The 25,913-nt window shown below is 48.9% G+C and carries 19 protein-coding genes and 1 rRNA gene; 6 read left to right on the plus strand and 14 right to left on the minus strand.

Annotated features, from left to right (window positions below):
• Window positions 1–101 precede the first annotated feature (101 nt).
• The 3 genes from FTU54_RS09355 to FTU54_RS09365 form a co-directional block, all read right to left on the minus strand.
• Complete coding sequence (locus tag FTU54_RS09355; RefSeq protein WP_005181203.1) at window positions 102–479, minus strand: hypothetical protein; 378 nt, start codon at window positions 477–479, stop codon at window positions 102–104.
• 131 nt (window positions 480–610) lie between these two features.
• Window positions 611–3,757 carry an efflux RND transporter permease subunit gene (locus FTU54_RS09360; protein ID WP_180074670.1) on the minus strand — a complete coding sequence of 1,049 codons (3,147 nt, stop codon included), beginning with the start codon at window positions 3,755–3,757 and terminating at the stop codon, window positions 611–613.
• Window positions 3,758–3,759: 2 nt separating this feature from the next.
• The gene (locus FTU54_RS09365; protein ID WP_075167670.1) at window positions 3,760–4,860 is read right to left on the minus strand and encodes an efflux RND transporter periplasmic adaptor subunit; all 1,101 of its coding nucleotides are present in this window, start codon (window positions 4,858–4,860) and stop codon (window positions 3,760–3,762) included.
• 153 nt (window positions 4,861–5,013) lie between these two features.
• Here FTU54_RS09365 and FTU54_RS09370 point away from each other — a divergent pair, with 153 nt between their 5' ends.
• From FTU54_RS09370 to FTU54_RS09380, 3 genes are all read left to right on the plus strand, one after another.
• On the plus strand, window positions 5,014–5,625 hold the full coding sequence (locus FTU54_RS09370; protein ID WP_180074671.1) for a TetR/AcrR family transcriptional regulator: 612 nt from the start codon (window positions 5,014–5,016) through the stop codon (window positions 5,623–5,625).
• Between the two features lie 139 nt (window positions 5,626–5,764).
• A complete protein-coding gene (ppc, locus tag FTU54_RS09375) occupies window positions 5,765–8,449 on the plus strand; it encodes a phosphoenolpyruvate carboxylase (RefSeq protein WP_104473565.1) in 2,685 nt (894 codons plus the stop codon).
• A 299-nt stretch (window positions 8,450–8,748) separates the two neighbouring features.
• A complete protein-coding gene (locus FTU54_RS09380) occupies window positions 8,749–10,059 on the plus strand; it encodes a solute carrier family 23 protein (protein ID WP_005181189.1) in 1,311 nt (436 codons plus the stop codon).
• 242 nt (window positions 10,060–10,301) lie between these two features.
• On the opposite strand, the gene FTU54_RS09385 is transcribed toward FTU54_RS09380, so the two are convergent.
• The 6 genes from FTU54_RS09385 to ilvD (FTU54_RS09410) all read right to left on the minus strand — a co-directional run bounded on the left by FTU54_RS09385 (window position 10,302) and on the right by ilvD (FTU54_RS09410) (window position 16,770).
• Window positions 10,302–10,478 carry a hypothetical protein gene (locus tag FTU54_RS09385; protein ID WP_005181183.1) on the minus strand — a complete coding sequence of 59 codons (177 nt, stop codon included), beginning with the start codon at window positions 10,476–10,478 and terminating at the stop codon, window positions 10,302–10,304.
• A gap of 410 nt (window positions 10,479–10,888) precedes the next feature.
• Window positions 10,889–11,176: a chorismate mutase gene (locus tag FTU54_RS09390; RefSeq protein ID WP_075167674.1), complete on the minus strand. Its 288-nt coding sequence runs from the start codon at window positions 11,174–11,176 to the stop codon at window positions 10,889–10,891.
• Window positions 11,157–12,479: a hypothetical protein gene (locus tag FTU54_RS09395; RefSeq protein ID WP_104505695.1), complete on the minus strand. Its 1,323-nt coding sequence runs from the start codon at window positions 12,477–12,479 to the stop codon at window positions 11,157–11,159. Before FTU54_RS09395 ends, FTU54_RS09390 begins: the two co-directional genes overlap by 20 nt.
• A gap of 79 nt (window positions 12,480–12,558) precedes the next feature.
• Entirely contained in the window at window positions 12,559–14,244 is a 1,686-nt protein-coding gene (gene ilvD, locus FTU54_RS09400; RefSeq protein ID WP_005181175.1) for a dihydroxy-acid dehydratase, read from the minus strand.
• A gap of 293 nt (window positions 14,245–14,537) precedes the next feature.
• Complete coding sequence (locus tag FTU54_RS09405; protein WP_067731511.1) at window positions 14,538–14,741, minus strand: hypothetical protein; 204 nt, start codon at window positions 14,739–14,741, stop codon at window positions 14,538–14,540.
• A 199-nt stretch (window positions 14,742–14,940) separates the two neighbouring features.
• On the minus strand, window positions 14,941–16,770 hold the full coding sequence (gene ilvD, locus FTU54_RS09410) for a dihydroxy-acid dehydratase (RefSeq protein ID WP_180074672.1): 1,830 nt from the start codon (window positions 16,768–16,770) through the stop codon (window positions 14,941–14,943).
• 423 nt (window positions 16,771–17,193) lie between these two features.
• Here ilvD (FTU54_RS09410) and fmt point away from each other — a divergent pair, with 423 nt between their 5' ends.
• Together fmt and rsmB are read left to right on the plus strand one after the other, a co-directional pair.
• The gene (fmt, locus tag FTU54_RS09415; RefSeq protein ID WP_180074673.1) at window positions 17,194–18,156 is read left to right on the plus strand and encodes a methionyl-tRNA formyltransferase; all 963 of its coding nucleotides are present in this window, start codon (window positions 17,194–17,196) and stop codon (window positions 18,154–18,156) included.
• Entirely contained in the window at window positions 18,153–19,457 is a 1,305-nt protein-coding gene (gene rsmB, locus FTU54_RS09420; RefSeq protein ID WP_180046455.1) for a 16S rRNA (cytosine(967)-C(5))-methyltransferase RsmB, read from the plus strand. The genes fmt and rsmB overlap by 4 nt, the downstream gene beginning before the upstream one ends.
• A 78-nt stretch (window positions 19,458–19,535) precedes the next feature.
• Here rsmB and FTU54_RS09425 read toward each other — a convergent pair whose 3' ends face one another.
• From FTU54_RS09425 to FTU54_RS09435, 3 genes are all read right to left on the minus strand, one after another.
• Window positions 19,536–19,646: a methionine/alanine import family NSS transporter small subunit gene (locus FTU54_RS09425; protein ID WP_005181164.1), complete on the minus strand. Its 111-nt coding sequence runs from the start codon at window positions 19,644–19,646 to the stop codon at window positions 19,536–19,538.
• 1 nt (window position 19,647) lies between these two features.
• A complete protein-coding gene (locus FTU54_RS09430) occupies window positions 19,648–21,135 on the minus strand; it encodes a sodium-dependent transporter (RefSeq protein WP_016658905.1) in 1,488 nt (495 codons plus the stop codon).
• Between the two features lie 521 nt (window positions 21,136–21,656).
• On the minus strand, window positions 21,657–23,108 hold the full coding sequence (locus tag FTU54_RS09435) for an aldehyde dehydrogenase family protein (RefSeq protein WP_075167679.1): 1,452 nt from the start codon (window positions 23,106–23,108) through the stop codon (window positions 21,657–21,659).
• 137 nt (window positions 23,109–23,245) lie between these two features.
• On the opposite strand from FTU54_RS09435, the gene FTU54_RS09440 reads away from it, so the two are divergent.
• A complete protein-coding gene (locus tag FTU54_RS09440) occupies window positions 23,246–23,929 on the plus strand; it encodes a TIGR04219 family outer membrane beta-barrel protein (protein WP_005181160.1) in 684 nt (227 codons plus the stop codon).
• Between the two features lie 79 nt (window positions 23,930–24,008).
• On the opposite strand, the gene FTU54_RS09445 is transcribed toward FTU54_RS09440, so the two are convergent.
• On the minus strand, window positions 24,009–25,370 hold the full coding sequence (locus FTU54_RS09445; protein ID WP_005181158.1) for an aromatic acid/H+ symport family MFS transporter: 1,362 nt from the start codon (window positions 25,368–25,370) through the stop codon (window positions 24,009–24,011).
• Window positions 25,371–25,813: 443 nt separating this feature from the next.
• Window positions 25,814–25,913: ribosomal RNA gene (rrf, locus tag FTU54_RS09450) — 5S ribosomal RNA — on the minus strand; the annotation flags it as partial.

The raw sequence follows: 25,913 nt of genomic DNA on the forward strand, positions 1-25,913 counted from the left end.
GCGATGCTCCTCACGGAATTTTATTTAAGACTCAACTGAGGTCTGAAATTGGGGTTTATCCCAGATTTACAAGGGCAGGCAGCGAAAAAAATTTAGGCTGCTTAAAACACCGCCTTGTTTTTCATGAATTTACTTAAGCCTTTGATCCAGGCATTGAGTAAATATAAGAAGGCAATGGCGCTAAACACCACACCGGCAATGGTGGTCGCAGTGACCCAGGTGGCATCATTCCAGGCATAGAAAAATAGCGGAATAAACCACAGGGCAGCAAATACCGCCAAAATGGAGTAGATCATGACATTGCGCATGACCCAGAGTGCCTGGGCCTGTAACCAGACTTCAGTCTGATCGACCATCACCACTTTACGGGCCAGCCAGTAGGCAAAAATGGCGCTAATTAAGGTAAACAGGGCAAAAAACATGAAGACGTAAGAAAGAGCAATCGAACGACGTAACTTGGCTAAGCTATCTTGCTGCATGTGTGCTTCAACCCCATTTACTGCATGTTTGGTTTTATAATATGCAGTAAATTTACCTATTGAAAATTGTAAAAACGAAGGTGCTACTATATTGAAATTTTCAAGCTTTCGCACCTTATATTGACACAAAATCAGGCCATATTCTGATTTTTTTTCACTTTAAACCACTGCGCATACAGGGCCGGCAAAAAGAATAAAGTGAGCAGCGTCGCAATAATCAATCCGCCCATGATGGCCACCGCCATCGGGCCAAAGAAAATACTGCGCGACAGTGGAATCATGGCCAGCACGGCGGCCAGTGCCGTCAGCACAATTGGACGGCAGCGGCGCACCGTGGCATTGATAATCGCATCCCACGGCGCTTCACCGGCCTGAATATCCTGCTCGATCTGGTCAATCAGAATCAGCGAGTTACGCATGATCATCCCGGACAAGGCGATGGTGCCGAGCATGGCCACAAAGCCAAAAGGTTTATTGAACAGTAGCAGGAACAGCACCACCCCAATAATGCCAAGCGGCGCGGTTAAAAACACGATACAGGCCCGTGACATGCTTTTAAGCTGCAGCATCAACAGGGTAAACACCACCGCCAAAAACAGCGGCATACCGGCATTGACCGAACTTTGCCCACGCGCCGATTCTTCCACCGTCCCGCCGACTTCTAACAGATAGCCATTTGGCAACTGGCTGCGAATCTGCTGTAACGGTTCGCTTAGTTCCCCCACCACCGTCGCCGGCTGTAAACCACTGCTGATGTCAGCACGCACGGTAATGGTTGGTAAACGGTTACGATGCCAGATCAAGCCTTCTTCAAAGCGGTATTCAATCTGGGCAATCTGGGCCAGCGGTACACTACTGCCCTGTGCGGTTGGCACTGCCAGGCTGCTGAGTGAACCGACATCGACCCGCTCGGCTGCATCACCGCGCAGGCGGATTTCAATCAGCTCACGTTTTTCCCGGTACTGGTCAATTGCGCTGCCGAGAATGGAACTGTTGAGGAAATTAGCCAGATCAACACTGCTGACGCCCATTTGTCGCGCCCGGTCCTGATCAATCTGTAGATGAATCACCTTGCTTGGCTCACCCCAATCCAGATGGACATTGGTGGTGTTTGGATTGTCATCGACCTGAGCTGCGACCTGCTGTGCCCATTGCCGCACCTGAGCCAGATCTTCACCGGAAACCCTGAACTGGAGTGGATAGCCAACCGGCGGACCATTTTCCAGCAGCGACACCCGGGTACGCGCTTCCGGTAATAATTTACGAATCTGCTCATCCAGCGAACGGCGAATTTCATCCCGGTCTTCTAGCGATGAGGCCAGCACCACAAACTGGGCAAAACTGGTTTGCGGCAACTGCTGATCGAGCGGTAAATAAAAACGCGGCGAGCCGGTACCGACATAGGCCACATAGTTATCAATCCCCTCCTGCTTGGCCAGGAACTGCTCAACCTTTTGTACTGCGGCTTCGGTGGCTGTTAACGAAGCGCCTTCTTCGAGTTTCAGATCGACCAGAATTTCGGCCCGGTTTGAAGGTGGGAAAAACTGCTGCGGTACCAGCTTGAACATCAAAATCGACAGCACAAAAATGCCTACCGTAGCGGCAATCACGGTTTTGCGATAGGTCACACAAGTATCGACCCAGCGGCGAAAGCCCTGATAAAAACGGGTCTGATACGGATCATGCTGCTCACCGACATGATGCACCACAGGCGCTGGAGCGGGCTGCTTGCGCAGACGTGCCCAAAGGCGATGATACCAGCTGGCCTGTTGTGGCTGCTGATTAAAATCGGGCAGCAGTTTATCACCCAGATACGGCACAAACAGCACCGCGGCAAACCAGGACACCACCAGCGCAATGGTCACTACCTGGAAGATGGAGCGGGTATATTCGCCGGTACTAGACGCGGCCGTAGCAATCGGTAAAAAGCCAGCGGCAGTAATCAGAGTACCGGTCAGCATTGGAAAAGCGGTGGTTTTCCAGGTAAAACCAGCCGCCTGAAGCCGGCTATAGCCCTGCTCCATTTTAATGGCCATCATCTCTACCGCAATAATGGCATCATCCACCAGCAGGCCCAGCGCCAGAATCAGGGCACCGAGGGAAATCTTGTGCAGGCCAACATCAAACAGGTTCATGCCGGCAAAGGTCATCGCCAGCACCAGCGGAATCGAAAAAGCCACCACCAGACCGGTACGAAACCCGAGCGAGAAAAAGCTGACCAGCAGCACAATAATCACCGCCTCGGCCAGTACCTTCATAAATTCATTGACACTGTGCTTGACCGCCACCGGCTGATCCGAGACTTTTTGCAGCTGCATGCCCAGTGGCAAGGTCTGTTGTAGCCGCTGGAATTCGCTGGCCAGATTTTCACCCAGCGCCAGAATGTCACCGCCTTTACGCATAGACACGGCAATACCAATCCCGTTTTCGCCCATAAAGCGCATCCGTGGCTGGGCCGGATCGCTAAAACCGCGGTAAATCTCCGCGACATCGCCCAGCTGAATGGTGGTGCCATTGACCAGTAGCGGCATCTGCTGCAAGGCTTCAACACTGTTCAGCTGGCCGCTGACCCGAACCTGAATCCGGTCGGTTTCGGTTTCAAAAAAGCCGGCACTGGCCATGCTGTTCTGCTGCTGCAACGCCTGCTGAATGGCGGTAACCGGAATACCGAGCTGGGCCGCTTTGGTATTAGACAGTTCAATCCAGATTTTCTGGTCTTGCAGGCCAATCAGTTCGACCTTGCTGACATCCTTGACCCGTTGCAATTGCAGCTGCAGGCGGTCGGCATATTCTTTTAAGGTGGCATAGTCAAAATCTTCGCCGGTTAGTACATAAATATTGCCGAAGGTATCGCCAAATTCATCGTTAAAAAACGGCCCCTGCACGCCTTGGGGCAATTCATGCCGGATATCATTGATTTTCTTGCGTACCGTATACCAGATATCCGGAATTTGCCCGGAACGCAGCGAATCTTTGGCAATAAAGGTCACCATTGATTCCCCCGGACGCGAATAGGCCAGAATCCGCTCATACTGCCCGGTGGTCATCAGCTCTTTTTCAATCCGGTCGGTGACCTGCAAGGACACTTCCTTGGCGGTTGCGCCCGGCCAGTAGGTCTGCACCACCATCACCTTAAAGGTAAACGGCGGGTCTTCACTCTGCGACAATTTGGAATAGGAATACATGCCAATAATGCCGAGCAGCAGCATGAAATACAGAATCAGGCCCTTGTTTTTTAAGGCCCATTCCGACAGGTTAAAGTTTAGCGGTGCGCTCATGCTTAACCCCCTGCCTGAAGCTTGACGGCACGGTTTTCCCGGTCAATCGGATGAATTTTTTGCTGGTCGCGCAGCAGATGTACCCCACCCACCACCACATAGTCCGTTGGCTTCAGCCCGCTAAGTACCGGTACGCTGTCACGGCCATAAGCGCCCAGCTGCACATCTACTTTACGTAGTTGATGATTGGCACCCACCACCAGGACATAGGCCTGCTGGCCATTGGCCGAGACGCTGGACAGCGGTACGGTCAGCTGCTGCTGTGCATTGCCATTTAAAAACACCCGCGCACTTTGTCCCAGCTGGATGGCCGGATTGGCAGCACGCAGCGCCACCTTGACACTAAAAGTACGTGACTGGTCAGCTGCCGGTGAAATCTCCCGCACATAGGCTTCAAAGCGCTGATCCGGCTGTGACCACAAGGTGACTGTGGCCGGCTGACCGACTTTAATCTGGCTCATGGCCTGCTCCGGCACGCCAATCACCACTTCACGTTCACCGGAAATTGCCAGCTGATACGCTGCCTGACCGGCTGCCACCACCTGCCCCACTTCAATATTGCGTGCGGTAATCACCCCGTTTTTATTGGCCACCAGCCGGTTATATACGGTCTGGTTCTGCGCCACCGCATAATTGGACTGCGCCTGTTTCAGTGCTGCCACAGCAGATTTGTACTGATTGTCGATGGCATCGTATTGCGAGCGGCTAACCGCATTCATTGGCAACAGCTGCTGAAAACGTTGCAATTCATCTTGGGCAATTTTGGCGGCCGACTGGGCACTGTCGAGCTGGGCGCGCGCTGCATTTAGCTGTAACTGGGCATCTTTAACATCTAAACGTGCCAGCACCTGCCCAACCTTGACCTGATCGCCCACATCGACATAGCGTTCCACCACCTGACCACCGACCCGAAAGGCCAACGCGGTCTGCTGACGCGCCTGCACCTCACCAGCATAGCTTTTTTGTGCCTGATGACTGGAGGTGGGCTGGGCCACCATCACATAGGGAATATTCTGTTCAGTGCTGGCGCTGTCCTTGCTGCAACCCACCAGGGTGCTACACACCAGGATCAGGCTGAGAACTACCGTGTTAATCGTGCTCATGCGGTTGACTCTTATTTGTCAGATGTTTTTCAGGCAAAATAGCAATATATTAAAAATGATCAATTTTTAATTAATATACCGATGAGTACATTAATTGCAAGAAACAGCAAAACACAATGACTGTTTTTATTTTATTTAGGATATTTTCAGCAAATGAACGTCGGACGTCCCAAAGATCTCGAAAAACGCCAGCGCATTCTGGAATCGGCTAAATCCTTGTTTTTAAAGCAGGGCTATCATGGTTCGAGCATGAATGAAATTGCCCACGATGCCGGCGTGACCAAACTGACGGTCTATAATCATTTTCAGGACAAGGCCACCTTGTTTACCTGTGCCATTGAAGATACCTGTGAAGCCCTGATTATGGCGCGTCCGCCGCAGCTCAGTGCCGACAGCAATTTCCAGCAGGCGCTGGCGCAGCTGTGTGCGCTGTCCCTGGAAATTGTCTATTTACCGGAAGCCATCAAGCTGGAATATCTGCTGCTCGATTTGGCCTCACAGCAAAGTCCGCTGTTACAGCAGTTTTATCAGGCTTCGCATCAGAAGCTGAACCAGGTCTGGCAGCACTTTTTCCAGCAGGCCATTGATTTAGGTTTTATCCAGCAGATGCCGCTAGAACAGTTAATCCAGTTGATGTTGTCGTTGTTACTCGGTCAGCGCCATCATGAAATTTTGCTCGGCATCCGTCCGATTCCGGCCGCCGATGAACAGCAGCAGCTGATCCAGTCCAGTATCCAGCTGTTCCTGCAAGCCATCTCCGAGTGACTGGCTGCCTAAGCCTTGAACAAAACCGGCTTTCTTGCAGCGCTTCTGGATAAAAATTATCCGACTTTCGCCTTGTGCTGGCTTGGATTGTCACGAATTCCGGGTATAGTCAAAACAGGAACTCTGGAGAGGGAAAAAAATGATTCAACAAATTGCTGCTCCATTACGCGAAGATGTGCGTCTGCTGGGAAATTTACTGGGCGATACCCTGAAACAGCACGCCGGACAAGATTTGTTTAATCAGGTCGAACAGATTCGTGCGCTGGCCAAAGGCGCCCGTGATGGCCAGATTGAAGCAGAAAAACAACTCGAACAACTGCTGTCCAGTCTGGAAGATGAAGAAATTCTGCCGCTGACCCGTGCCTTTACCCACTTTTTAAATTTTGCCAATATTGCCGAGCAGTATCATGTGGTGCGTAGCCGCCGCCAGAGCGAATTTGATGACAGCGCACCCTCCCCGAATCCACTCGATCATCTGTTTCAGAAATTCCAGCAGCACGATATTTCTGCCGAGACCTTGTTCCAGCAGATCTGCGAGCTGAATATTGAACTGGTCTTAACCGCGCATCCGACCGAAGTCAGCCGCCGCACCCTCATTCAGAAATATGATGGCATCAATGCCTGCCTGTCGGCTTTTGACCAGCAGAAACTGACGCCGCGTGAGCGTCAGGCGGTACTGGAAGAGCTGAAACAGCTGATCAGCTCGGCCTGGCAGACTGATGAAATTCGTCAGCATCGCCCGACCCCGATTGATGAAGCCAAATGGGGCTTTACCACCATTGAACAGACACTGTGGAATGCAGTGCCTAAATTTATCCGGGAACTGGACAGTATGGTGCAGGCCCAGTGTGGCCAGCAGCTGCCGCTGGAAATTGCACCGCTGCGCTTTGCCTCCTGGATGGGCGGTGACCGCGATGGCAACCCGAATGTGACCCATCAGGTGACTCAGGAAGTGCTGTGGCTCTCGCGCTGGAAAGCTGCCGATTTGTACCTGCGCGATATTGAAGATTTGCGCTGGGAACTGTCGATCCAGCAATGCAGTCCGGAGCTGCTGGCTGCAATTGGCACCCCGCATCCTGAACCATATCGTGAATATTTACGCGAAACCCGCCAGCGTTTAACGGCCACCCGTGACTGGCTGGCGCAAAAGCTGCAAGGACTGGACGCCGATGACAGCCAAGTAATTAAAAGTAAACAGGAACTGCTGACCCCGTTATTGCTGTGTCACCGCTCGTTAATGGCCTGCAACATGCCGGAAATTGCCAATGGCAAGCTGCTGGATTTCATTCGCCGGGTCAACTGTTTCGGAATTGAACTGCTCAAACTGGATATCCGTCAGGAATCTGGTCGTCATCGTCAGGCCATTTCGGCAATTACCGAATATCTTGGTCTGGGCAATTTTGAAACCTGGACCGAACAGGCGCGGCAGAATTTCCTGCTACAGGAACTGCAAAGCAAACGTCCGCTGTTGCCTAAATACCTGCAGGAACCGAAACAGAGCCTGATTGAACATCCGGATGTGCAGGAAGTGTTTGCCACCATGCGGACTCTGGCCGAACAGCCATCGGAATCGCTAGGTGCCTATATTATTTCCATGGCCGAATATCCAAGTGATGTGCTGGCGGTGTTATTGCTGCAAAAAGAAGCCGGTATTCAAACGCCGCTACGCGTGGTGCCGCTGTTTGAAACCCTGAAAGATCTGGACGGCGCAGCCGACACCATGCACACCCTGTTTAGTATGCACTGGTACAAACAGCATATTCAGGGCAAACATGAGGTGATGATTGGCTACTCCGACTCGGCCAAAGATGCTGGCTTTATGTCGGCCAACTGGGCCCAGTATCGTGCCCAGGAAGAACTGACCGCTGTGGCACAGCAGCACGGGGTTCAGCTGACTCTGTTCCACGGCCGTGGCGGTTCTATCAGCCGTGGCGGGGCACCGACCCAGCAGGCCCTGTTCTCGCAACCACCAGGTTCCATTTCCGGCGCGATTCGCGTCACCGAACAGGGTGAAATGATCCGCTTCAAGTTTGGTCTGGAAGAAATTGCCTTACAGAATCTGGAAATCTATACCGCTGCGACACTGGAGGCGACCTTGCTGCCACCGCCGGTTCCTAAACAGGAATGGCGCCAGTTAATGCACAGCATGACTGACCTGTCGGTGCAGGTCTATCGCCAGACTGTACGGGAAAATCCGCATTTTGTGAAATATCTGCGTACCGTGACCCCGGAACTGGAGCTGCAAATGCTGCCGCTTGGTTCACGTCCGGCCAAGCGTAAAGTCAGCGGCGGCATTGAATCGCTACGTGCCATTCCCTGGGTGTTTGCCTGGACCCAGATCCGTCTGATGCTACCGGCCTGGCTGGGTACTGGTGCTGCTATTAACCAGGTCATTGCCCAGGACCAGCAGGCACTGCTGGAAGAAATGCTGCGCGAATGGCCCTATTTCCAGACCCTGGTGGATATGCTGGAGATGGTTCTGTCCAAGGCCGATGGGCATATTGCACTCTACTATGAGGCACATCTGACCGAAGATGAAGAACTGAAAGCCCTAGGGGCCGAGCTGCGTCAACGCCTGAAAGATGCAGTCCAGACCTTGCTGACACTGAAAGGTGAGTCACAGCTCCTCAGCAGCAATGATGTGCTGGATCAGTCGATGAAAGTACGTAAACCGTATTTACTGCCACTGCATCTGCTGCAGGCTGAACTGATGAAACGTCGTCGCCAGTATCTCAACAGCCAGCAGGCCGAGCATAGTCCGGTAGATCATGCCTTAATGGTCACCATTGCCGGTATTGCTGCCGGATTACGCAACACCGGCTAAGTCAAATTGGCAAAAACATACAGCACATGTTCTGCATGTGCTGTATTTTTAAGCAGTCATAAAGCTGTCATTTCTTTTTTTATGAATAAAATAATTATTATTTATACATTCCCTCCAGCCAGAGTCGATGAATTAATCCACTGATTTCATACTGTTTTTATATTGAAAAATTTTTACCCTGCGGTAAAAAATAAAGCAAAGTCATAGAATTAATTTGAACAAAAATTTTGTATCTCCGATTAAATCTTTTAAAAAACAGGAGTATGATTGGCACAATTTGTCTTTAGAGTGCTCAAAATATGTCCAATTGGTTTCCCAAATGGCGCCCGTATCAAGGCAGTATCGATGCACGTCCTGTAGGTACCAATGAGTATCTTCCACCTGCGCAAACTGTGGTGCTGGGGGTTCAGCACGCGTTTGCCATGTTTGGTGCGACGGTACTTGCGCCTTTCCTGATGGGCTTTGACCCGAACCTGGCCATTCTGATGTCCGGGATCTGTACCATCCTGTTCTTTATTATGACCGGTGGTCGTGTTCCAAGTTATTTAGGTTCCAGCTTTGCCTTTATTGGGGTGGTAATTGCTGCGACCGGTTATGCAGCATCCGGCACGGGTGGACCCAACCCGAATATTGCGGTGGCAGCCGGCGGAATTATTGCCTGCGGTATTTTATATGCCCTGCTCGGCTTTCTGGTCATGGCCACCGGTACGCGCTGGATTGAAAAATTAATGCCACCTGTGGTCACTGGTGCAGTGGTGATGATCATTGGTCTGAACCTGGCCCCAGTCACCGTCAAAGGTGTAGCCGGTAATCCATTTAATATGTGGATGGCGCTGGTGACTGTCCTATGTATGGGTTCGATTGCGGTATTTACCAAAGGACTGTTACAGCGCCTGTTGCTCCTGGTGGGTCTGCTGCTGGCCTATCTGGTTTACTTTATTGTCAGTAATGTCATGGGTTATGGCACACCAATTAACTTTGCCCCAATCCAGCAGGCGGCATGGTTTGGCCTGCCAACCTTCCATGGTCCGGAATTTGAAGTTAATGCCATGCTGATCATTGCCCCGGTGGCGCTGATTCTGGTGGCAGAAAACCTGGGCCATATTAAAGCCGTGAGTGCCATGACCGGTGAAAACCTTGACCCGCACATTGGTAAAGCCTTTGTTGCCGATGGTGTAGCCACCACTTTAGCCGGTGGTGTCGGTGCGCCAGGCATGACCACCTATGGTGAAAATATTGGCGTGATGGCAGTGACGCGTGTCTACTCGACCATTATTTTTGCGGTTGCCGGTGTGTTTGCCATTTTCCTGGGTTTATCGCCTAAGTTTGGTGCCATTATTCATACTATTCCAAGCGCGATTTTAACCGGTGCTTCAATTGTGGTGTTTGGTCTGATTACCATTGCCGGAGCGAAAATCTGGATTGAAAACAAAGTCGACTTCTCGAAAAACAAAAACCTGATGGTGGCGGCAGTGACCATTATTTTAGGTACCGGTGACTTTGCCCTGCAATTTGGCAGCTTTAACCTGGGTGGTATTGGGACGGCGACCTTTGCCGCACTGTTACTGAACCTGTTCTTTAGCCTGGGCGAAAAATCAGAAAAAGTATAACTGCCCTGACTAATATACAAAAAAACCGAAGCCGGTATGATCAGTACCGGCTTCGGTTTTTTATCTGAAACCTAAACGCTAGCAGTCAGGTTTCAAGGCAAAATTAAATTATTTTTGCTTTTTCAGGGCTTTTTGCAGCTGTTTCAATTTGCCCTGATGTTTTGAAATCTTTTTCAAACGTGCTTTGATTTTTTGCTTTAACGATTTAACTTGCTTCGCCATGGTATTACTCCCTAGTAAGGCTATTCGCGCTTGTGCTGTTTCACAAAGCTACGAATAAATTTTCTTAATTCACGAGCAGCACTAGTATCCAGTTCTTCACACAAATGAATAAATTCATCGCGTTCAGCACTATTAATACGAATTAAAAGTTGTCCATCTTTTTTGCCTGTCTTTATTTTTTTGATTTGCTCGCTCATTGCTTCACTCCAAAATAAAGACGCTTTAACAAAAAGATGTATATACAATATATATACATTTTCAATTAAGTCAAATCTATCGTGTTAAAATATGTAATAAAATCAATATATTTAGTTTACCAAGAAACTATAGACGCGCGCAAAGCCTGCCGGGCTCTAGCTTTGCGCAGAACGCCGCCATCGGTTTATTTTTAAATTAAAGTTAGATGATTCGCTTGTTTTTCAACCAACCTTGATCTTGAAGCGAAATAACCTCCCAGATTCATTTCACCTGCCGAGTGCTGATGTCTACGGTTCTGGCTAAAGATTAAAGACGAACAAAAATAATCCGCGCCGCCGGAATCAGGAAGATTATCCCGGCCTGCTGTGATGAAAACAGAGTGCCAGCGCGTTTTTAATTGTTATCGGTTTTAAGGTCTAAACTGTTTCAGTTCACGCTGAATAAAGTGCTGGAACATGGTCTGGTACAGCTGTTCAATCAGCTGAGCATCGAGCCCCAAGCTGGTGGCCTGGCTACGCAAACGCTCCAGAATCTGGGCCTGGCGTTCCGGGGTCTGCATATCGGTTTCTGATTTTTTAAAACGGGTGGTCTGATCAACATAATATTGACGCGCTGCAATCAGCTCCACCAAAGCACTATCAATCACATCAATCTGTGCGCGAGCCTGTTCCAGCGACTCAACTTTCTCTTTTTTCATGTTGTAAGATGTCATTTTCAGCTTCGTTTTCACTTTTGTACTTTTCTTCTAACACATTACTGAAAATACTTTCAATCATCCAGACGCGATAAAGGCTATTAAACACATAACTTTGCCCATCAACCCGCAGCTCCAGCACCGGTAAATTCGGTTGAGACTTCATTTCACAGAGCATGTCATTGTCTTTCAGATACTGTTCAATATCGGCACTGCTCAGTTCAACAATGTTCAGCTCACGGCGTAACTGCTCAAAATGGGCTTTAAAAGACAGGTCTTTGCCCTGGGTCCACACCGCCTGCAAAATTCGGTGAATGGCCTGCATACGCTGTTCTTCCGGCACGCTATAAAACAGTCGCGCCATCTGATAGGTGGCATCCTGGGTCGGCCGGCAAAACGGGGTAAAGGCCACTTCGGTGCGTTTGGATAAACGGGTCGCCAGACTCCAGTCAAACAGGTCACGGCCCTGATAACTGAGCGGATAGACATTCAAATGAATATTATAATAATTGGCCAGCTCTTCCTGAATATAGGCCAGCAGCAGCCAGGAAATCGGATCTTCCAGCGCAATATATAAATCCAGCTCCGGGTCCATACGCTGAATTTCATTTAAGGCTTCGGCATCATTAATTAAATGCTCACGCCATTCAATATGATTAATCAGGAAAATCGGATTACCGGTCAGCAGCTTCTGCTGTTTTAGGCGCCGGGTCAGGCGCAACAAATCATCTACCGCATGATACTGGCGGCCACCAAACTCGAAATAGCTGGCAAGGATGGCATCCTGATTAAAAATCCGTTCCGGAAAATGCTGTTCCTGATGATGGCGACTGGCCATGGCATACAGGGTGCGCAATTTGCCATACTGTTTTTGCCAGAGCATATGGAATACATCTTCCAGCAAATACAGAAAATCCTGACCACGCAAAGGCGTATGCCGCAAGATGGTTTCAGCTTGCGCCAAGGCTTCCGGGGTCGGTTGCTCCGGCGTGTCATGAAAACTGAAACGGTGCTGCTTGGACAGGATCTGTGCATCATTCAGGCAATAGTTCTGCCATTCCAGCGCCGACATCTGGTTCGGCGGCTCTGCACTGCCACTGGAAATAATTACCTTTAACGGCTTTAAGGCATCGGAGAGAATTTCTTCAAGCTGTGGCAGTTCCTGCACTGCCAGATAGCTATACACATCATCTAAACGCAGATGAATACTGAGGCCCTGCTCAATCGGTAACACCGCTTGACGAGACGGTTTTTGATAAAACCAACTCGATCGGATTGGATCAAACCAACGGCGTAACAGTGACATGAGCTGAGCCTCTAAAGGATTAAACGGCGGAATAAAAGATACTACACCGGTTTATAACAATTTGATCTTAAATGATCAATTACACATCCAAATTTAAATCGGTCACGGCGCCAGTCTCTGCCCCTGAGGTCAGTCGGGCAAATTTGGCCAGTGCACCATGCGTATAATTTGGTTTTGGCTTGACCCAGGCCGCCTGACGCGCGGCAATTTCCTGTTCAGACACATGCCAGGTCATTTCACGGGTTTCGGCATTGATGGAGATTTTATCGCCATTTTTCACCAAACCAATTGGCCCACCTTCATAGGCTTCCGGGGTCACATGGCCAATCACAAAGCCATGACTGCCGCCAGAGAAACGGCCATCGGTAATCAGGGCCACAGCATCGCCCAGGCCTTTACCAATAATCGCTGAGGTCGGTTTTAGCATTTCAGGCATGCCCGGTCCGCCTTTTGGTCCAACACCGCGAATCACCACCACTTCGCCCGGCTGCACCTGACCGTCAAGAATACCGCGCATGGCGCCAATTTCACCTTCAAACACCCGTGCCGGGCCTTCAAAATACAGCCCTTCTTTACCGGTAATTTTTGCCACCGCACCGGTTGGCGACAGGTTGCCTTTTAAAATCACCAGATGCGAATCTTTTTTCACCGGTGCATCAAATGGCAGGATAATCTGCTGGCCTTCCGGATAGTCTTCAACATCCGCCAGGTTTTCGGCCAGTGTTTTACCGGTCACGGTCAGGCAGGAACCATCGAGCATACCGGCATCCAGCATCCGTTTCATCAGCGGCTGAATCCCGCCAATCGCAATCAGTTCAGACATCAGGTATTGACCGGATGGACGTACATCGGCCACCACCGGAATATCCTGACCAATGCGGACAAAATCATCCAGGCTCAGCTCAACCCCGGCCGTATGCGCCATCGCCAGTAAATGCAGCACGCCATTGGTGGAACCGCCCAGGGCAATCAGCACTTTAATGGCATTTTCAAATGCTGCTTTGGTCATAATATCGCGCGGTTTAATGTCCAGACGCAGCAGGTTCATTACCGCTTCACCGGCACGCTGACAGTCAATTTTCTTGTCCTCAGACACCGCTTCCTGCGCCGATGAACCCGGTAAACTCATGCCCAAGGCTTCAATCGCCGAGGCCATCGAGTTGGCGGTGTACATGCCGCCACAGGAACCCGGTCCCGGCAAGGCCACTTCTTCAATCTGTTTGACCTGAATTTCATTAATTTCGCCCTTGGCATGCTGCCCGACCGCTTCAAATACCGAAATCATGTCGGTATGGCCTGCGCCCGGCTTGATGGTGCCACCATAAACAAACAGCCCCGGACGGTTGAGGCGTGCCAGCCCCATAATACAGCCTGGCATATTTTTATCGCAGCCGCCAATGGCAATCACCCCATCATAGGCCTGACAGCCAACCACGGCTTCAATCGAATCGGCAATAATCTCGCGGGTTAGCAGCGAATATTTCATGCCCTCGGTGCCGTTTGAAATCCCGTCAGAAATGGTGATGGTGTTAAAGATAATCCCCTTACCACCAGCGGCATTGACCCCGGCTTCGGCTTCACGCGCCAGCCCATCAATATGCATATTACACGGCGTGACATTGGCCCAGGTTGAGGCAATCCCGATAAAAGGACGCGTAAAATCCTCATCCTGAAAGCCGGTGGCGCGCATCATGGAACGTGCCGGTGCATTTTCAATGCCTTCATAAACAGGCGCGGAATGTTCTCGGATATTGTCTTTACTCATTTTATTCGTCCTGAGTGTAATTTTTGAGAAGCCTAAATATTGGCTAGGTTTTATCCGATTGTATAGAAAGCAATCTCGACATAAAAGTAAGACTCTGTGTATCTGACTCAGTTATTTTTTATTTTCTTAGATGAGTATTTGAAGTACGAAGTTGCCATACATAATAAAAGACCCGGTCTTTTCAAGCCGGGCCTTTTACTGAGACTGTAAATCAGTCATGGGATGATTTCTGATTAGATTCATCTTTACACTATTTAAAATCAATTACTTATAAATTTTTAGTGTAGGCGTACTTAATTCACCTGATGCAGACCAAGTTCTTCATTGGAAGCCAACACCACAGATGCCAGAATCGGAGCCGCCAAAATCACAGGAACAGCTAAGATCCAAAAGACGACGGTATAATGTGGATCAAAGAAAAATTGAATGCTCAGTGCAGCTAAAATCATAATGAGCGCTAAAATTGCCACAAAGCGGCTAATAAATTTCATGGACATGCGTGTAATCACTTTTGCATTGATACTGTCGCTTTAGTATACACATACTTTTTTTAAGACTTTATCGGTTTTAAGTATCTAAAGCCCTCTCTCCATTGATTTTATTGAAAGTTTAGGTGTTTTACTTAAGTTTAAATCGCTAAGGAATAAAAAAGCACTCCCATCTGGAGTGCTTTTTCGCGCTATAAAAATTTACAGCTTAGATTTCACGTACCGCACCTTTTGCAGCACTTGTAGTGTGCATCGCATAAGCTTTCAATGCTTTAGAAATCTTACGTGGACGTTCTTCCACTGGGTGCCAGCCTTTTTCATCCTGTGCTGTACGACGAGCGGCCATGGTCGCATCATCTACTGCCAGGTGAATGCTACGGTTTGGAATATCGATTTCGATACGATCGCCATCTTCAACCAGACCAATCGCACCGCCTTCAGCCGCTTCTGGAGAAACGTGACCAATCGACAGACCTGATGAACCGCCAGAGAAGCGGCCGTCAGTTAACAGTGCACAGTCTTTACCCAGACCTTTGGATTTCAGGTAGCTGGTTGGGTACAGCATTTCCTGCATGCCCGGACCACCACGTGGACCTTCATAACGAATCACCACCACATCACCGGCGCTGATTTTTCCGCCCAGAATCGCCTCTACTGCGGCATCCTGGCTTTCAAATACGCGAGCTGTACCATTAAATTTCAGGATGGATTCATCTACACCCGCAGTTTTTACGATACAGCCATCTAGGGCGATGTTGCCGTACAGCACCGCCAGACCACCATCTTTAGAGAAGGCATGTTCAGCATTACGGATTACGCCATTTTCACGGTCGCCATCAAGGCGTGAATAATAACGGTCCTGTGAAAATGCAGTCTGGGTTGGAACACCACCTGGCGCCGATTTGAAGAAAGTGTACACCTCTTCGTTTTCAGTACGGATGATGTCCCATTTATCTAAAGCATCTTTTAATGTTGCTTCGTGAACCGTACCGACAGAGGTATCTAACAGGCCTGCACGATCTAGTTCACCGAGGATCGACATGATCCCGCCGGCACGGTGCACGTCTTCCATATGTACATCATTCTTCGCAGGAGCGACCTTACAAAGCACTGGTACTTTACGAGATAGACGATCGATGTCATCCATGGTGAAGTCCACACCCGCTTCGTTTGCAGCAGCTAATAAGTGTAGAACGGTATTGGTTGAACCACCCATTGCGATGTCCAAAGTCATGGCATTTTCATACGAAGCTTTAGTCACCATTGAACGTGGTAATACGCTGTAATCGTCTTGTTCATAATGGCGTTTTGCCAGTTCAACAATGAGAGAACCTGCACGTTCGAACAGTTTTTTACGGTTCGCATGAGTTGCCAAAGTTGAACCGTTACCTGGAAGCGATAGACCCAATGCTTCAGTCAAGCAGTTCATTGAGTTCGCAGTGAACATGCCTGAACATGAACCACAGGTTGGACATGCAGAACGTTCGTATTCAGCCACTTCTTCATCAGTATAGTTATCATCTGCAGCGACGATCATGGCATCGATCAAGTCGATGGCTTTATCATTACCACGGATTTTCACTTTACCGGCTTCCATCGGACCGCCAGACACGAATACCACTGGAATGTTCAGGCGCATTGCTGCCATTAACATCCCCGGAGTGATCTTGTCACAGTTCGAGATACACACCATCGCATCGGCACAGTGTGCGCTGACCATATATTCAACCGAGTCGGCAATCAGGTCACGTGAAGGCAGTGAATACAGCATACCGTCATGACCCATCGCGATGCCGTCATCTACAGCAATGGTATTGAATTCTTTTGCTACACCGCCTGCCTGTTCAATCTGACGTGCCACGAGCTGACCTAGGTCTTTTAAATGCACGTGACCCGGTACAAACTGGGTAAAAGAGTTGACCACCGCAATAATCGGCTTGCCAAAATCTTCATCTTTCATCCCGGTCGCACGCCATAAGCCACGTGCGCCCGCCATATTTCTTCCGTGTGTCGATGTTTTTGAACGATAGTCAGGCATGTGTATTTCCAACGAGTTGTGCTTGAGAGGGTGAATCCCCATCTCTGGCTAAAATGTACTGATCTTCAGGTTATCAGTTGAAATTTCGTCACATCATACTACAGCTCAATCTGTCAGCGTGCTGGGTGATCGGGTCTTTTGAACCTTTTATTCTGCGATCTTTCAACTGATGAAAACTGGGGAGACTCGCCTACGGAGCCGATATGATTTGATCATAAAGCATTAGCTCCGGCATTTTCATGAATAATTTTTACCTCTTATATAAACAAAATTTATTGATATTAATTTTTTAAATAAAATTTTGTTTGCAAAGAACAGCACCCAGCCAAACTCATGAAGATGCAACCTCTATTTACATGACAATTTAGGCTTAAAAAGGCTTTTCGCATATAATGTGGGGCAAGTTTATATGGAATCTCATGTGTGAAAATTATCTTTGCGGGAACACCAGAATTTGCAGCTGTAGCGCTCGATGCCTTATTAAAAACCGAGCATGAAATTGTGGCGGTCTATACTCAACCTGACCGCAAAGCAGGCCGCGGACAAAAACTCACGGCCTCTGCCGTGAAACAACTGGCGCTGGCGCATGATCTTCCGGTGTATCAACCGTTACATTTTAAATCATCCACAGAAGAAGGTCTGGCGGCACAGGCAGAATTAAAAGCCCTGAATGCCGATGTAATGGTGGTGGCAGCCTATGGCCTGATTTTGCCACAAGTGGTGCTGGATACACCCAAATATGGCTGCCTGAATATTCATGGTTCGCTGCTGCCACGCTGGCGAGGAGCGGCGCCAATTCAACGCGCCATTGCCACCGGCGATGCTGAAACCGGCGTGACCATTATGAAGATGGCGGCCGGGCTGGATACCGGCGATATGATGTATAAAACCCTGTGCCCGATTACAGCCGAAGATACTTCTGCCAGCCTACATGACAAACTGGCCATTCAGGGTGCAGAGGCGATTGTGGCGGTACTGGCTTCGGAGCAGACTTTACAACAGTATCTGGAACAGCGCGAAGTGCAGGATGAAGCTTTAACGGTATATGCCCACAAGCTGTCTAAAGCCGAAGCGAAAATTGACTGGTCTCAGGATGCTGTGACAATTGACCGCAATATTCGCGCCTTTAACCCATGGCCGGTGGCGTTTATTCCGCTAGATGAACAGCGTAATTTACGGGTCTGGGGATCTGTGCTGTCGAATGAAGCGGTCAATGGCCAGTCGGCGGGGACCATTCTGGCACTAGATAAACAGGGCGTGCATGTGGCCTGTGGCGATGGCAAAGCCATCTGTCTGACCAGCCTGCAATGGCCGGGTGGTAAAGCGCTGAATCCGGTCCAGATTGCACAAACCCAGAAATTAAGTATTGGGCAGGTGCTGGCATGAATCAACATCCATCCGGTCAGTCACATCTGAACTTACGCGCCCAAGTGATTCGTACTTTATTGGCCGTCCAGCAGGGCCAATCTCTGGCCAGTATTTTACCGCTGCATCTGACCAAGGTCGCCGAGCGTGACCGGGCGCTGTATCACGAACTGGTCTTGGGCACCTTACGTCAATGGTATGGCCTGAAAAGCATTACCCTGCCTTTGCTGGTCAAACCGCTGAACAATGAAACCGTCGAAACCTGTCTCTATGTCGGGCTATATCAGATTTTATGTACCCGTATTGCCGACCATGCAGCCATTTCAGAAACCGTGACTGCCACCAAGCAGCTGGGCTTTCAGGCACTCAGTGGTGTGGTCAATGCCATCCTGCGACGTGTTTCACGTGAAACATCGGTCTTTGAGCAGGCCCTGCAAGCGGCGCATGGTTTACCTAGCTGGCTGTTTAAACGTCTGAAAAAAGACTGGCCGGAACAGCTGGAGCAGCTGACCCAGGACCTGAAACAGACAGCGCCACTGACCTTAAGGGTCAATCAGCGCAAGATCAGCCGTGAAGCCTATCTGAATAAACTGCTGGGCGCCGGTATTCAGGCACGTCCGGGCGAGCGTTCCGATGTGGCGATTATTCTGGAACAGGCGGTGCAGATTCCGGAGCTGCCGGGCTTTGATGCCGGCTGGTTCTCGGTACAGGATGAACATGCCCAGCTTTGTGCGCAGTTACTGCCAGATTTAAATGGCAAAGTGGTGATTGATGCCTGTGCAGCCCCGGGCGGAAAAACCGCACATATTCTGGAAAAATTTAGTCCGGCCACTCTGGTGGCACTGGATCAGGACCCGAAACGGCTGTTACGGGTCACGGAAAATCTGGAGCGCCTGCAACTGACCGATACGCAGCAGGTTGAAATTCTGGCGGCAGATGCTACGCGCTGGACCGCAACTGAACCGGTCGATTGTATTGTGCTGGATGCACCCTGCTCTGCCATTGGGGTGATGCGTCGTCATCCAGATATTCGCCTGTTACGTCAATCCGCTGACATTCAGCAAACCGTCGAGCTGCAGCAGCAGATTCTGGAACAGATGTGGTCCCAGTTAAAAGTCGGCGGCACTTTGCTGTATATCACCTGTTCCATTTTAAAAGCAGAAAATGAGCAGCAGATGCAGCAGTTCTTTGCCCAGCATGCCGATGCCAAAGAAATTAAAATTGCCACAGACTATGGCGTCGAACAGCAGTATGGTCGCCAGCTGTTACCGGAAGCCGGACGCGGCGATGGCTTCTATTATTGCCGGATCGAAAAAATCTAGACGATAAAAAAAGGAACCCTCAGGTGGTTCCTTTTTTATTCTACAGCGGCTTAGTCTGTACAAGCATGTACCACAGACTTAATCCTCTGGTTCATCCGGATGTTTGCTCAAATGAATCATGGCCAGGATTAAACCGCCCCAGAGCAGGACAGTCGAGATGATCATCATGATAATTGCTTCAGTATTCATCTTAGTTCTCCTCTTCCGGTACTTTGTCTTTCAGACAGCTCAGTACAATGGCACCCACAATAAACAGGGCCAGCGTACCGCCACCCACCAGCCATAAGATTTCAGCCGGATAACCGCCATAACCTTCTGCAACAATCGACTTGATGGTTAGGCCTAAAGCCACCAGTAATGATAATGGAGTAATCACGGTTAACAGGAAGTTCCAGCCGGCACCCAGTTTAATACTAGAGTACTGGTTGATATGCGCCTGTAACTGTGACAATAGCGGACGACGGAACCATGACACTAGAATAATCGACAGTAAACCACCACCCACAATACCAATGTTATTGGCAAAGTAGTCAATGATGTCGACAAAGGTAATCGCACTATGGGTCGAGAAAATCAAGGTCGAAACAATGGCAGAACCACCGGCAATAATGCTGACCGATTTTTTACGTGACCAGCCTAACTTGTCCTGGAAAGCTGAAATCGGCACTTCCAGAATACTGACCATGGAAGTAATCCCGGCAACGGTCAACGAGGCGAAGAACAGGAAGCCAAATAAGTCGCCGCCTGCGCCCATGCTGGAAATAATTTTCGGGAAGGCAATAAAGGCCAGACCAATACCGCCAGATACCACTTCTTCCACGGTTGAGCCTGAGCTGAACGCCATAAAGCCCAAAGCGGCAAATACCCCGATACCAGCCAGAATTTCAAAAGACGAGTTGGCCAGCGCAACCACCGCACCGGAGCCGGTCATATTGGTTTTACGCTTTAAATACGAGGCATAGGTCAGCATGATCCCGAAGCCCACAGACAGCGAGAAGAAGATATGACCAAATGCGGCCAGCCAGACTTTATAGTTGCCCATCGCTTCCCAGTTCGGGGTAAAGAAGGCATTTAAACCTGCGGTTGCGCCCGGTAAACGGATCGCCTGAATCACCAGAATTGTGAACAGTACCACCAGTAACGGCATAAAGATTTTATTGGCCAGTTCCACACCACGACGTACACCACCGTAGAGAATGAACATCACCACCGCCCAGACAATCACCAGACCGAAGAATAAGGTCGGTACAAAGCCCAAGGCCAGCCCTTCGCCATTTTGCAAATAGGAATTAAAGAAGAAGGCCTGGGTGTCTGCCCCCCATTTCTGGCCAATTGCGTAGTACATATAACTACCGGCCCAGGACAGAACGCTGGCATAGTAAATCCCGATGACCAAGGTCACCATCACCTGCCACCAGCCCAAGGACTCACTGTTCATGAGCTTTTTATACGCCAGTGGCGGCGCTTTACGGAACTTATGCCCGACCGCGTAATCTAAATATAATAACGGCAAACCGGCAGCAAAAATTGCCACCAGATACGGCACCAGGAAGGCACCACCACCATTTTCGTAAGCCACATAGGGAAAACGCCAAATATTCCCCAAGCCTACAGCTGAACCAATCGCTGCAATAATAAAGCCTGATCGCGCGGACCAGTTTTCACGATTTCCTGACATAAAACACCTAAACCTAGATGCTTTTTTCACTGCTTTTTATGTGGTTTTCTCGCAAGCAAAAAAGCACCATGCAATATTAATCTTGAGTGTTTGATTTAGCCTTGACCTTTTGGGTACTGGTTTCTAAATGACAAACAGGGAGTGAATGACGAAAACTTGCTTAAAGTGCATCGTGAAGACTCCCTTTTATATGGTTCAACAATACTCACTTTTAAAAAATTATTCTGTAATTTCTGCTCCAAATCTTGGGTTTTTATAATCTATCCTGATTCAACCGCTCAATTAATCAGCTTATTTATTGTACAATTTTGGTTATGAATTACCAAACTTTTTGGAATATATTATGAAGTAAAACTGAAAACTCAATTGCCATCCTTTAAACGGTCATTTATACCCGATGATATAAAATGCCTATCGCCGCCCCTCAATGCTTTCTTCAGATGCTGTATTTAAATAGATTGCCGTGATCCATAGATGAGGATGCATCAAGCTCAAGCTTGCCCTTGATGCACCCCAAGCCGTCAACCCGGTTGATGGATCACCAGCAAACGTTCTTCCTGCATATCACGAATTGCCGATTGAATTCCCTCGCGGCCCAGACCCGAATCCTTGACCCCGCCATACGGCATGTTATCGACCCGGAACGATGGAATATCGTTAATAATCACCCCGCCAACATGCAGCTGGTCCCAGGCATATAGCATCTGCTGCAGATTCTGGGTATAGACCCCGGCCTGCAAACCAAAGCGGCTCTGGTTAATCCGTTCAATACCCTGCTCAAACTGTTCATACGGCTCCAGAATAGCCACCGGACCAAAAGCCTCATTCTGGTAAATTTCTGACTGAGGCGAAACCTGCTCCAGCAATGTCGGCTCGAACATCACCCCCTGCTGTTCACCGCCCACCAGTACCGTCGCGCCTTCTGCTACGGCCTGATCCAGCCATTTTTTCAGGCGCACGGCTTCGTTCTCTTTAATCATCGGCCCAACCAAAGCGCTGTCCAGCCGCGGATCAGCTGCCCGTAATGACTGCAAACGGCTGACCAGTTTATCTTTAAGCTGTGTGTAAATCGCGCGATGCACCAGAATACGCTGCACACTAATACACACCTGTCCGGCATGGTTATAGGCACCGCCAATTAACCGGTCAACCAGCGCATCATTGACCTCGGTATCGGCCTCAATCATCACGGCAGCATTGCCGCCCAGCTCCAGCGTGACCTTTTTACGTCCGGCACGCGCTTTCATGTCCCAGCCCACCACATCGGAACCGGTAAAGCTCAGCAGTTTAAAGCGGTCATCGGTGACCAGCACATCGGCCTGCTCACGCGGACAGGGCAATACCGAAAAGGCCCCAGCCGGCAAATCGGTTTCCGCCAGAATCTCGGCAATTTTTAAGGCAGAAATCGGGGTTAGACTGGCCGGTTTTAAAACAAAGGGACAGCCGGCAGCAATCGCGGGTGCAATTTTATGGGCAGTTAAATTCAGAGGAAAATTAAATGGACTGATCAGCGATACCGCGCCAATCGGTACCTGTTTACTGATGCCCTGATAACTGCAAGCCGCGGCAGTTACTGCCAATGGCATCATCCGGCCCTGATCCATCTGGGTGACTGCATCCGCAGCCAGTTGAAAGGTATTGATTAAGCGCTCTACTTCAGCAGCGGCAGCCCTTTTCGGTTTACCGCCTTCAATAATCAGCAGTTCGGTGAGCTCGGCCCGGCATTCCTGAAAACGCTGCACACAATGCAGCAGGATTTTCTGTTTCTGAAACGGTTTTAATGCCGCCATCGCCGCTTCCGCCTGGACTGCGGCCTGAATCGCCTGCTCCAGCGTCTCTGCATCGGCCAGCGCCACACGTGCATAACAGCGCTGCAGATACTTATCTTCGACCTCTAGCCACTGGCCGGTCACATGCGGCTGTCCAGCCAGATATAAAGGATAATCGTGCGGATGATCAGTGTGCGTAGCCATGTGCAGGTCCTCTATTTTTTGCATGATGCGTCAATGCAATTTATACCAATTCCCGATATGATGCGCCGAGATGTTTCCCGGTTCCATCCTCCACAATAAATTTATTCTGAGAATATACAAGCTCTACAGTGATTTTTATGCGTACACGTCCAGCATTGTGTTTCATCCTCGGTCTTGGCTGTTTTAGCGCCGCGCAGGCCGATATTATTGGTGTTAAAGGTAGCGTCGATTACTGGCATTATGACAGTGACTTATCGAGTGCCTTGGGCCAGCCCGAGATGAAAGATGACTCCAGTTTGTCTTTTGCCTTGGCGGTTGAACATCCAGTACCGTTATTGCCGAATGTCAAAATCAAGCACAGCACACTTGAGGCAGAATCAGAACGTGAAGTTCTGAATGAAAAGATGGAGCGGATCGACCTCGATTATTCCGACTTCATTGTCTATTACGAAATTCTGGACAATATTGTCAGTGCCGATATTGGTGTGGGTGCCAAGGTGCTGGACGGTACCGTGCAGCAGAATTTAACCGAAGTGGAACAGGTCAGTGAAACCTTGCCAATGCTGTATGCCGAAGCCGGGGTGAAACTGCCTTTTACCGGTTTAAGTGCCAAAGCCGAAGCCAGCTATGCCAAGTTTGATGATACTGTCATTAGCGATGCACAGGCAGAACTGAAATATAATTTTATTGATAATTTACTGATCGATGTCGGCCTGAAAGCCGGTTACCGCATTCTAGATGTGGAGCTAAACGAAGGTGATGAACATAATCTCCAGCTGGATTTTAAAGGTCCTTATCTTGGGCTGGAAGCACATTTCTAAGCCAGGCAAATCATCTTTTTCCCTTTAAACAAAAAGCCTCTACTGAGGCTTTTTGTTGGTTTAGATGAATTACATCGGTTTAGCTATAAGAGCGACTGGCCTTAGACACCACCGGTGGCGTTTCAGTAACCGGCTCAGAGGCTTTCTGGATACGAATCAGGGCAACTGCAATTGCACCAATCACCGCTGGAATTGCCACCGCCAAGAAATTCAGTTTATGCGGTAATTCCATACCCAATAGCACCCCGATAATAATCGGGCCGACAATTGCACCCACACGACCGACCGCAGAGGCACAACCAATTCCGGTTGAACGCACCGCTAGTGGATAATACTGCGCCACAAAGCTGTATAGCAGAATACTACTACCAATCGCGGAAGCCCCAGCAAGCGCCACCAGTAGGTAGATCACCGGTTGTGGCGAGTTAAAGCCTAATCCAACCAACGCCACAGCCCCCATCAGGAACATGCCAATAATCACCGGTTTTAAATGGAAACGGTCTGCCAGAATCCCGCCGCCAATGGTGCCAATTACTGCACCAATATTCATTGACATCAGGAACATCAAGCTGCTGCCCAGCGAGTAACCGGCGGCCATCATCAGTTTTGGTAACCAGCTGCCCAGTGCATAGACCATCAATAAACACATAAAGAAGCAGCACCAGAACAATAAGGTACTCATGCCACGGTTTTGCTTAAATAAGGCTGCAATAGAGGCATCCGGCACCTGTACTTCATTTAAGACCAGCTGGGTCTGCGCACTGACTTTTTCTTCTGGCGTGATTTTCTGAATAATCTGGCGCGCTTTTTCATCCTGCTGTTTTTTCACTAAAAAGGTCAATGATTCAGGTAAAAACTTCCACAAGATCGGTAACAGCAACAGTGGAATACCCGCGATATAGAACATCACTTCCCAGCCAAAACTTGGAGTTAACCAGGCACCCAGTAATGCAGCCATAATCCCGCCAACCGCATACCCACTAAACATGGTGGTCACCAAGGTACTGCGCAGTTTTTGTGGTGCATATTCAGAGGTTAAGGCCACCAGATTCGGTAATACTCCGCCAATCCCTAGACCAGCAATAAAGCGCAAAATTCCGAATTCAGTCGGGTTAGACGCAAAACCGCCCCAGAAGGTAAAACCGCTAAATAAGGTCACACAAATTAAAATGACATTTTTACGGCCAATCTTATCGGCCAGCATGCCAAAAAACATGGCACCGAACATCATTCCGGCCAGGGCAGTACTGGCCAACATGCCTGCTTGCACAGCAGTCATATTCCATTCTTGCATCAGTAGTGGTAGGGCTACGCCATTAATCGCCAGGTCATAACCGTCAAAGATGACTACAAATAAACACCAGAGTACGACGTTTAAATGAAAAGGTTTGAACTTCGCCTTGTCCACTACAGCATTCACATTCATTGTTGTTGCTGTCATTAATCCTCACCTCCAATTGTGAGATTTTATTCTTAATATGAAAAAATGAACAATCATTCACTTTTGTCTATAAAATGAATGATTATTCATTTTTTGTCTATGGATAAAAGGTCTAAATGATAAATTTTTCTTAAAAATCAGATTTGATTTAGCAATAAAGCTCAATTTCAGAGCAGAAAATTTAGTTATAAATCTTACAATTAGTGGAAACTTATTCTATTTTTTAAAATTTTTATATTACAAAACAGTGAAATAAAAGCTTCATCATTGCAATTTTTAAGACAGGCTTAAATGACAACTTCTACCACACAAATTTGCAAATAAATGTAAAAATTGTGTCATAAAGCCAGAAAAATACTATCCAAGTCGTAGATGTAGAAACTAGAAATTACGCCCATAAAAAAATCCCCCTGCTATTTAAGCTCGGGGGATTTTGAATAATGAGCTGGCGATGACTTACTCTCACATGGGTAACCCCACACTACCATCAGCGCTAAGAGGTTTCACTTCTGAGTTCGGGAAGGGATCAGGTGGTTCACTCTT

The sequence above is a fragment of the Acinetobacter sp. YH12116 genome (assembly GCF_013418895.1).
Lineage (GTDB): Bacteria > Pseudomonadota > Gammaproteobacteria > Pseudomonadales > Moraxellaceae > Acinetobacter > Acinetobacter indicus.

What these genes read in the sequence shown, in the direction of transcription:
- FTU54_RS09380 (WP_005181189.1), top strand. Translation starts at nt 8,749, where the DNA reads ATGTCCAATTGGTTTCCCAAATGGCGCCCGTATCAAGGCAGTATCGAT.
- FTU54_RS09430 (WP_016658905.1), bottom strand. Translation starts at nt 21,135, where the DNA reads ATGTCAGGAAATCGTGAAAACTGGTCCGCGCGATCAGGCTTTATTATT.
- ilvD (WP_005181175.1), bottom strand. Translation starts at nt 14,244, where the DNA reads ATGAGTAAAGACAATATCCGAGAACATTCCGCGCCTGTTTATGAAGGC.
- FTU54_RS09360 (WP_180074670.1), bottom strand. Translation starts at nt 3,757, where the DNA reads ATGAGCGCACCGCTAAACTTTAACCTGTCGGAATGGGCCTTAAAAAAC.
- FTU54_RS09395 (WP_104505695.1), bottom strand. Translation starts at nt 12,479, where the DNA reads ATGTCACTGTTACGCCGTTGGTTTGATCCAATCCGATCGAGTTGGTTT.
- FTU54_RS09405 (WP_067731511.1), bottom strand. Translation starts at nt 14,741, where the DNA reads ATGTCCATGAAATTTATTAGCCGCTTTGTGGCAATTTTAGCGCTCATT.
- FTU54_RS09445 (WP_005181158.1), bottom strand. Translation starts at nt 25,370, where the DNA reads ATGACAGCAACAACAATGAATGTGAATGCTGTAGTGGACAAGGCGAAG.
- FTU54_RS09425 (WP_005181164.1), bottom strand. Translation starts at nt 19,646, where the DNA reads ATGAATACTGAAGCAATTATCATGATGATCATCTCGACTGTCCTGCTC.
- FTU54_RS09370 (WP_180074671.1), top strand. Translation starts at nt 5,014, where the DNA reads ATGAACGTCGGACGTCCCAAAGATCTCGAAAAACGCCAGCGCATTCTG.
- rsmB (WP_180046455.1), top strand. Translation starts at nt 18,153, where the DNA reads ATGAATCAACATCCATCCGGTCAGTCACATCTGAACTTACGCGCCCAA.
- FTU54_RS09385 (WP_005181183.1), bottom strand. Translation starts at nt 10,478, where the DNA reads ATGAGCGAGCAAATCAAAAAAATAAAGACAGGCAAAAAAGATGGACAA.
- ilvD (WP_180074672.1), bottom strand. Translation starts at nt 16,770, where the DNA reads ATGCCTGACTATCGTTCAAAAACATCGACACACGGAAGAAATATGGCG.
- FTU54_RS09365 (WP_075167670.1), bottom strand. Translation starts at nt 4,860, where the DNA reads ATGAGCACGATTAACACGGTAGTTCTCAGCCTGATCCTGGTGTGTAGC.
- FTU54_RS09355 (WP_005181203.1), bottom strand. Translation starts at nt 479, where the DNA reads ATGCAGCAAGATAGCTTAGCCAAGTTACGTCGTTCGATTGCTCTTTCT.
- FTU54_RS09440 (WP_005181160.1), top strand. Translation starts at nt 23,246, where the DNA reads ATGCGTACACGTCCAGCATTGTGTTTCATCCTCGGTCTTGGCTGTTTT.
- FTU54_RS09435 (WP_075167679.1), bottom strand. Translation starts at nt 23,108, where the DNA reads ATGGCTACGCACACTGATCATCCGCACGATTATCCTTTATATCTGGCT.
- ppc (WP_104473565.1), top strand. Translation starts at nt 5,765, where the DNA reads ATGATTCAACAAATTGCTGCTCCATTACGCGAAGATGTGCGTCTGCTG.
- FTU54_RS09390 (WP_075167674.1), bottom strand. Translation starts at nt 11,176, where the DNA reads ATGAAAAAAGAGAAAGTTGAGTCGCTGGAACAGGCTCGCGCACAGATT.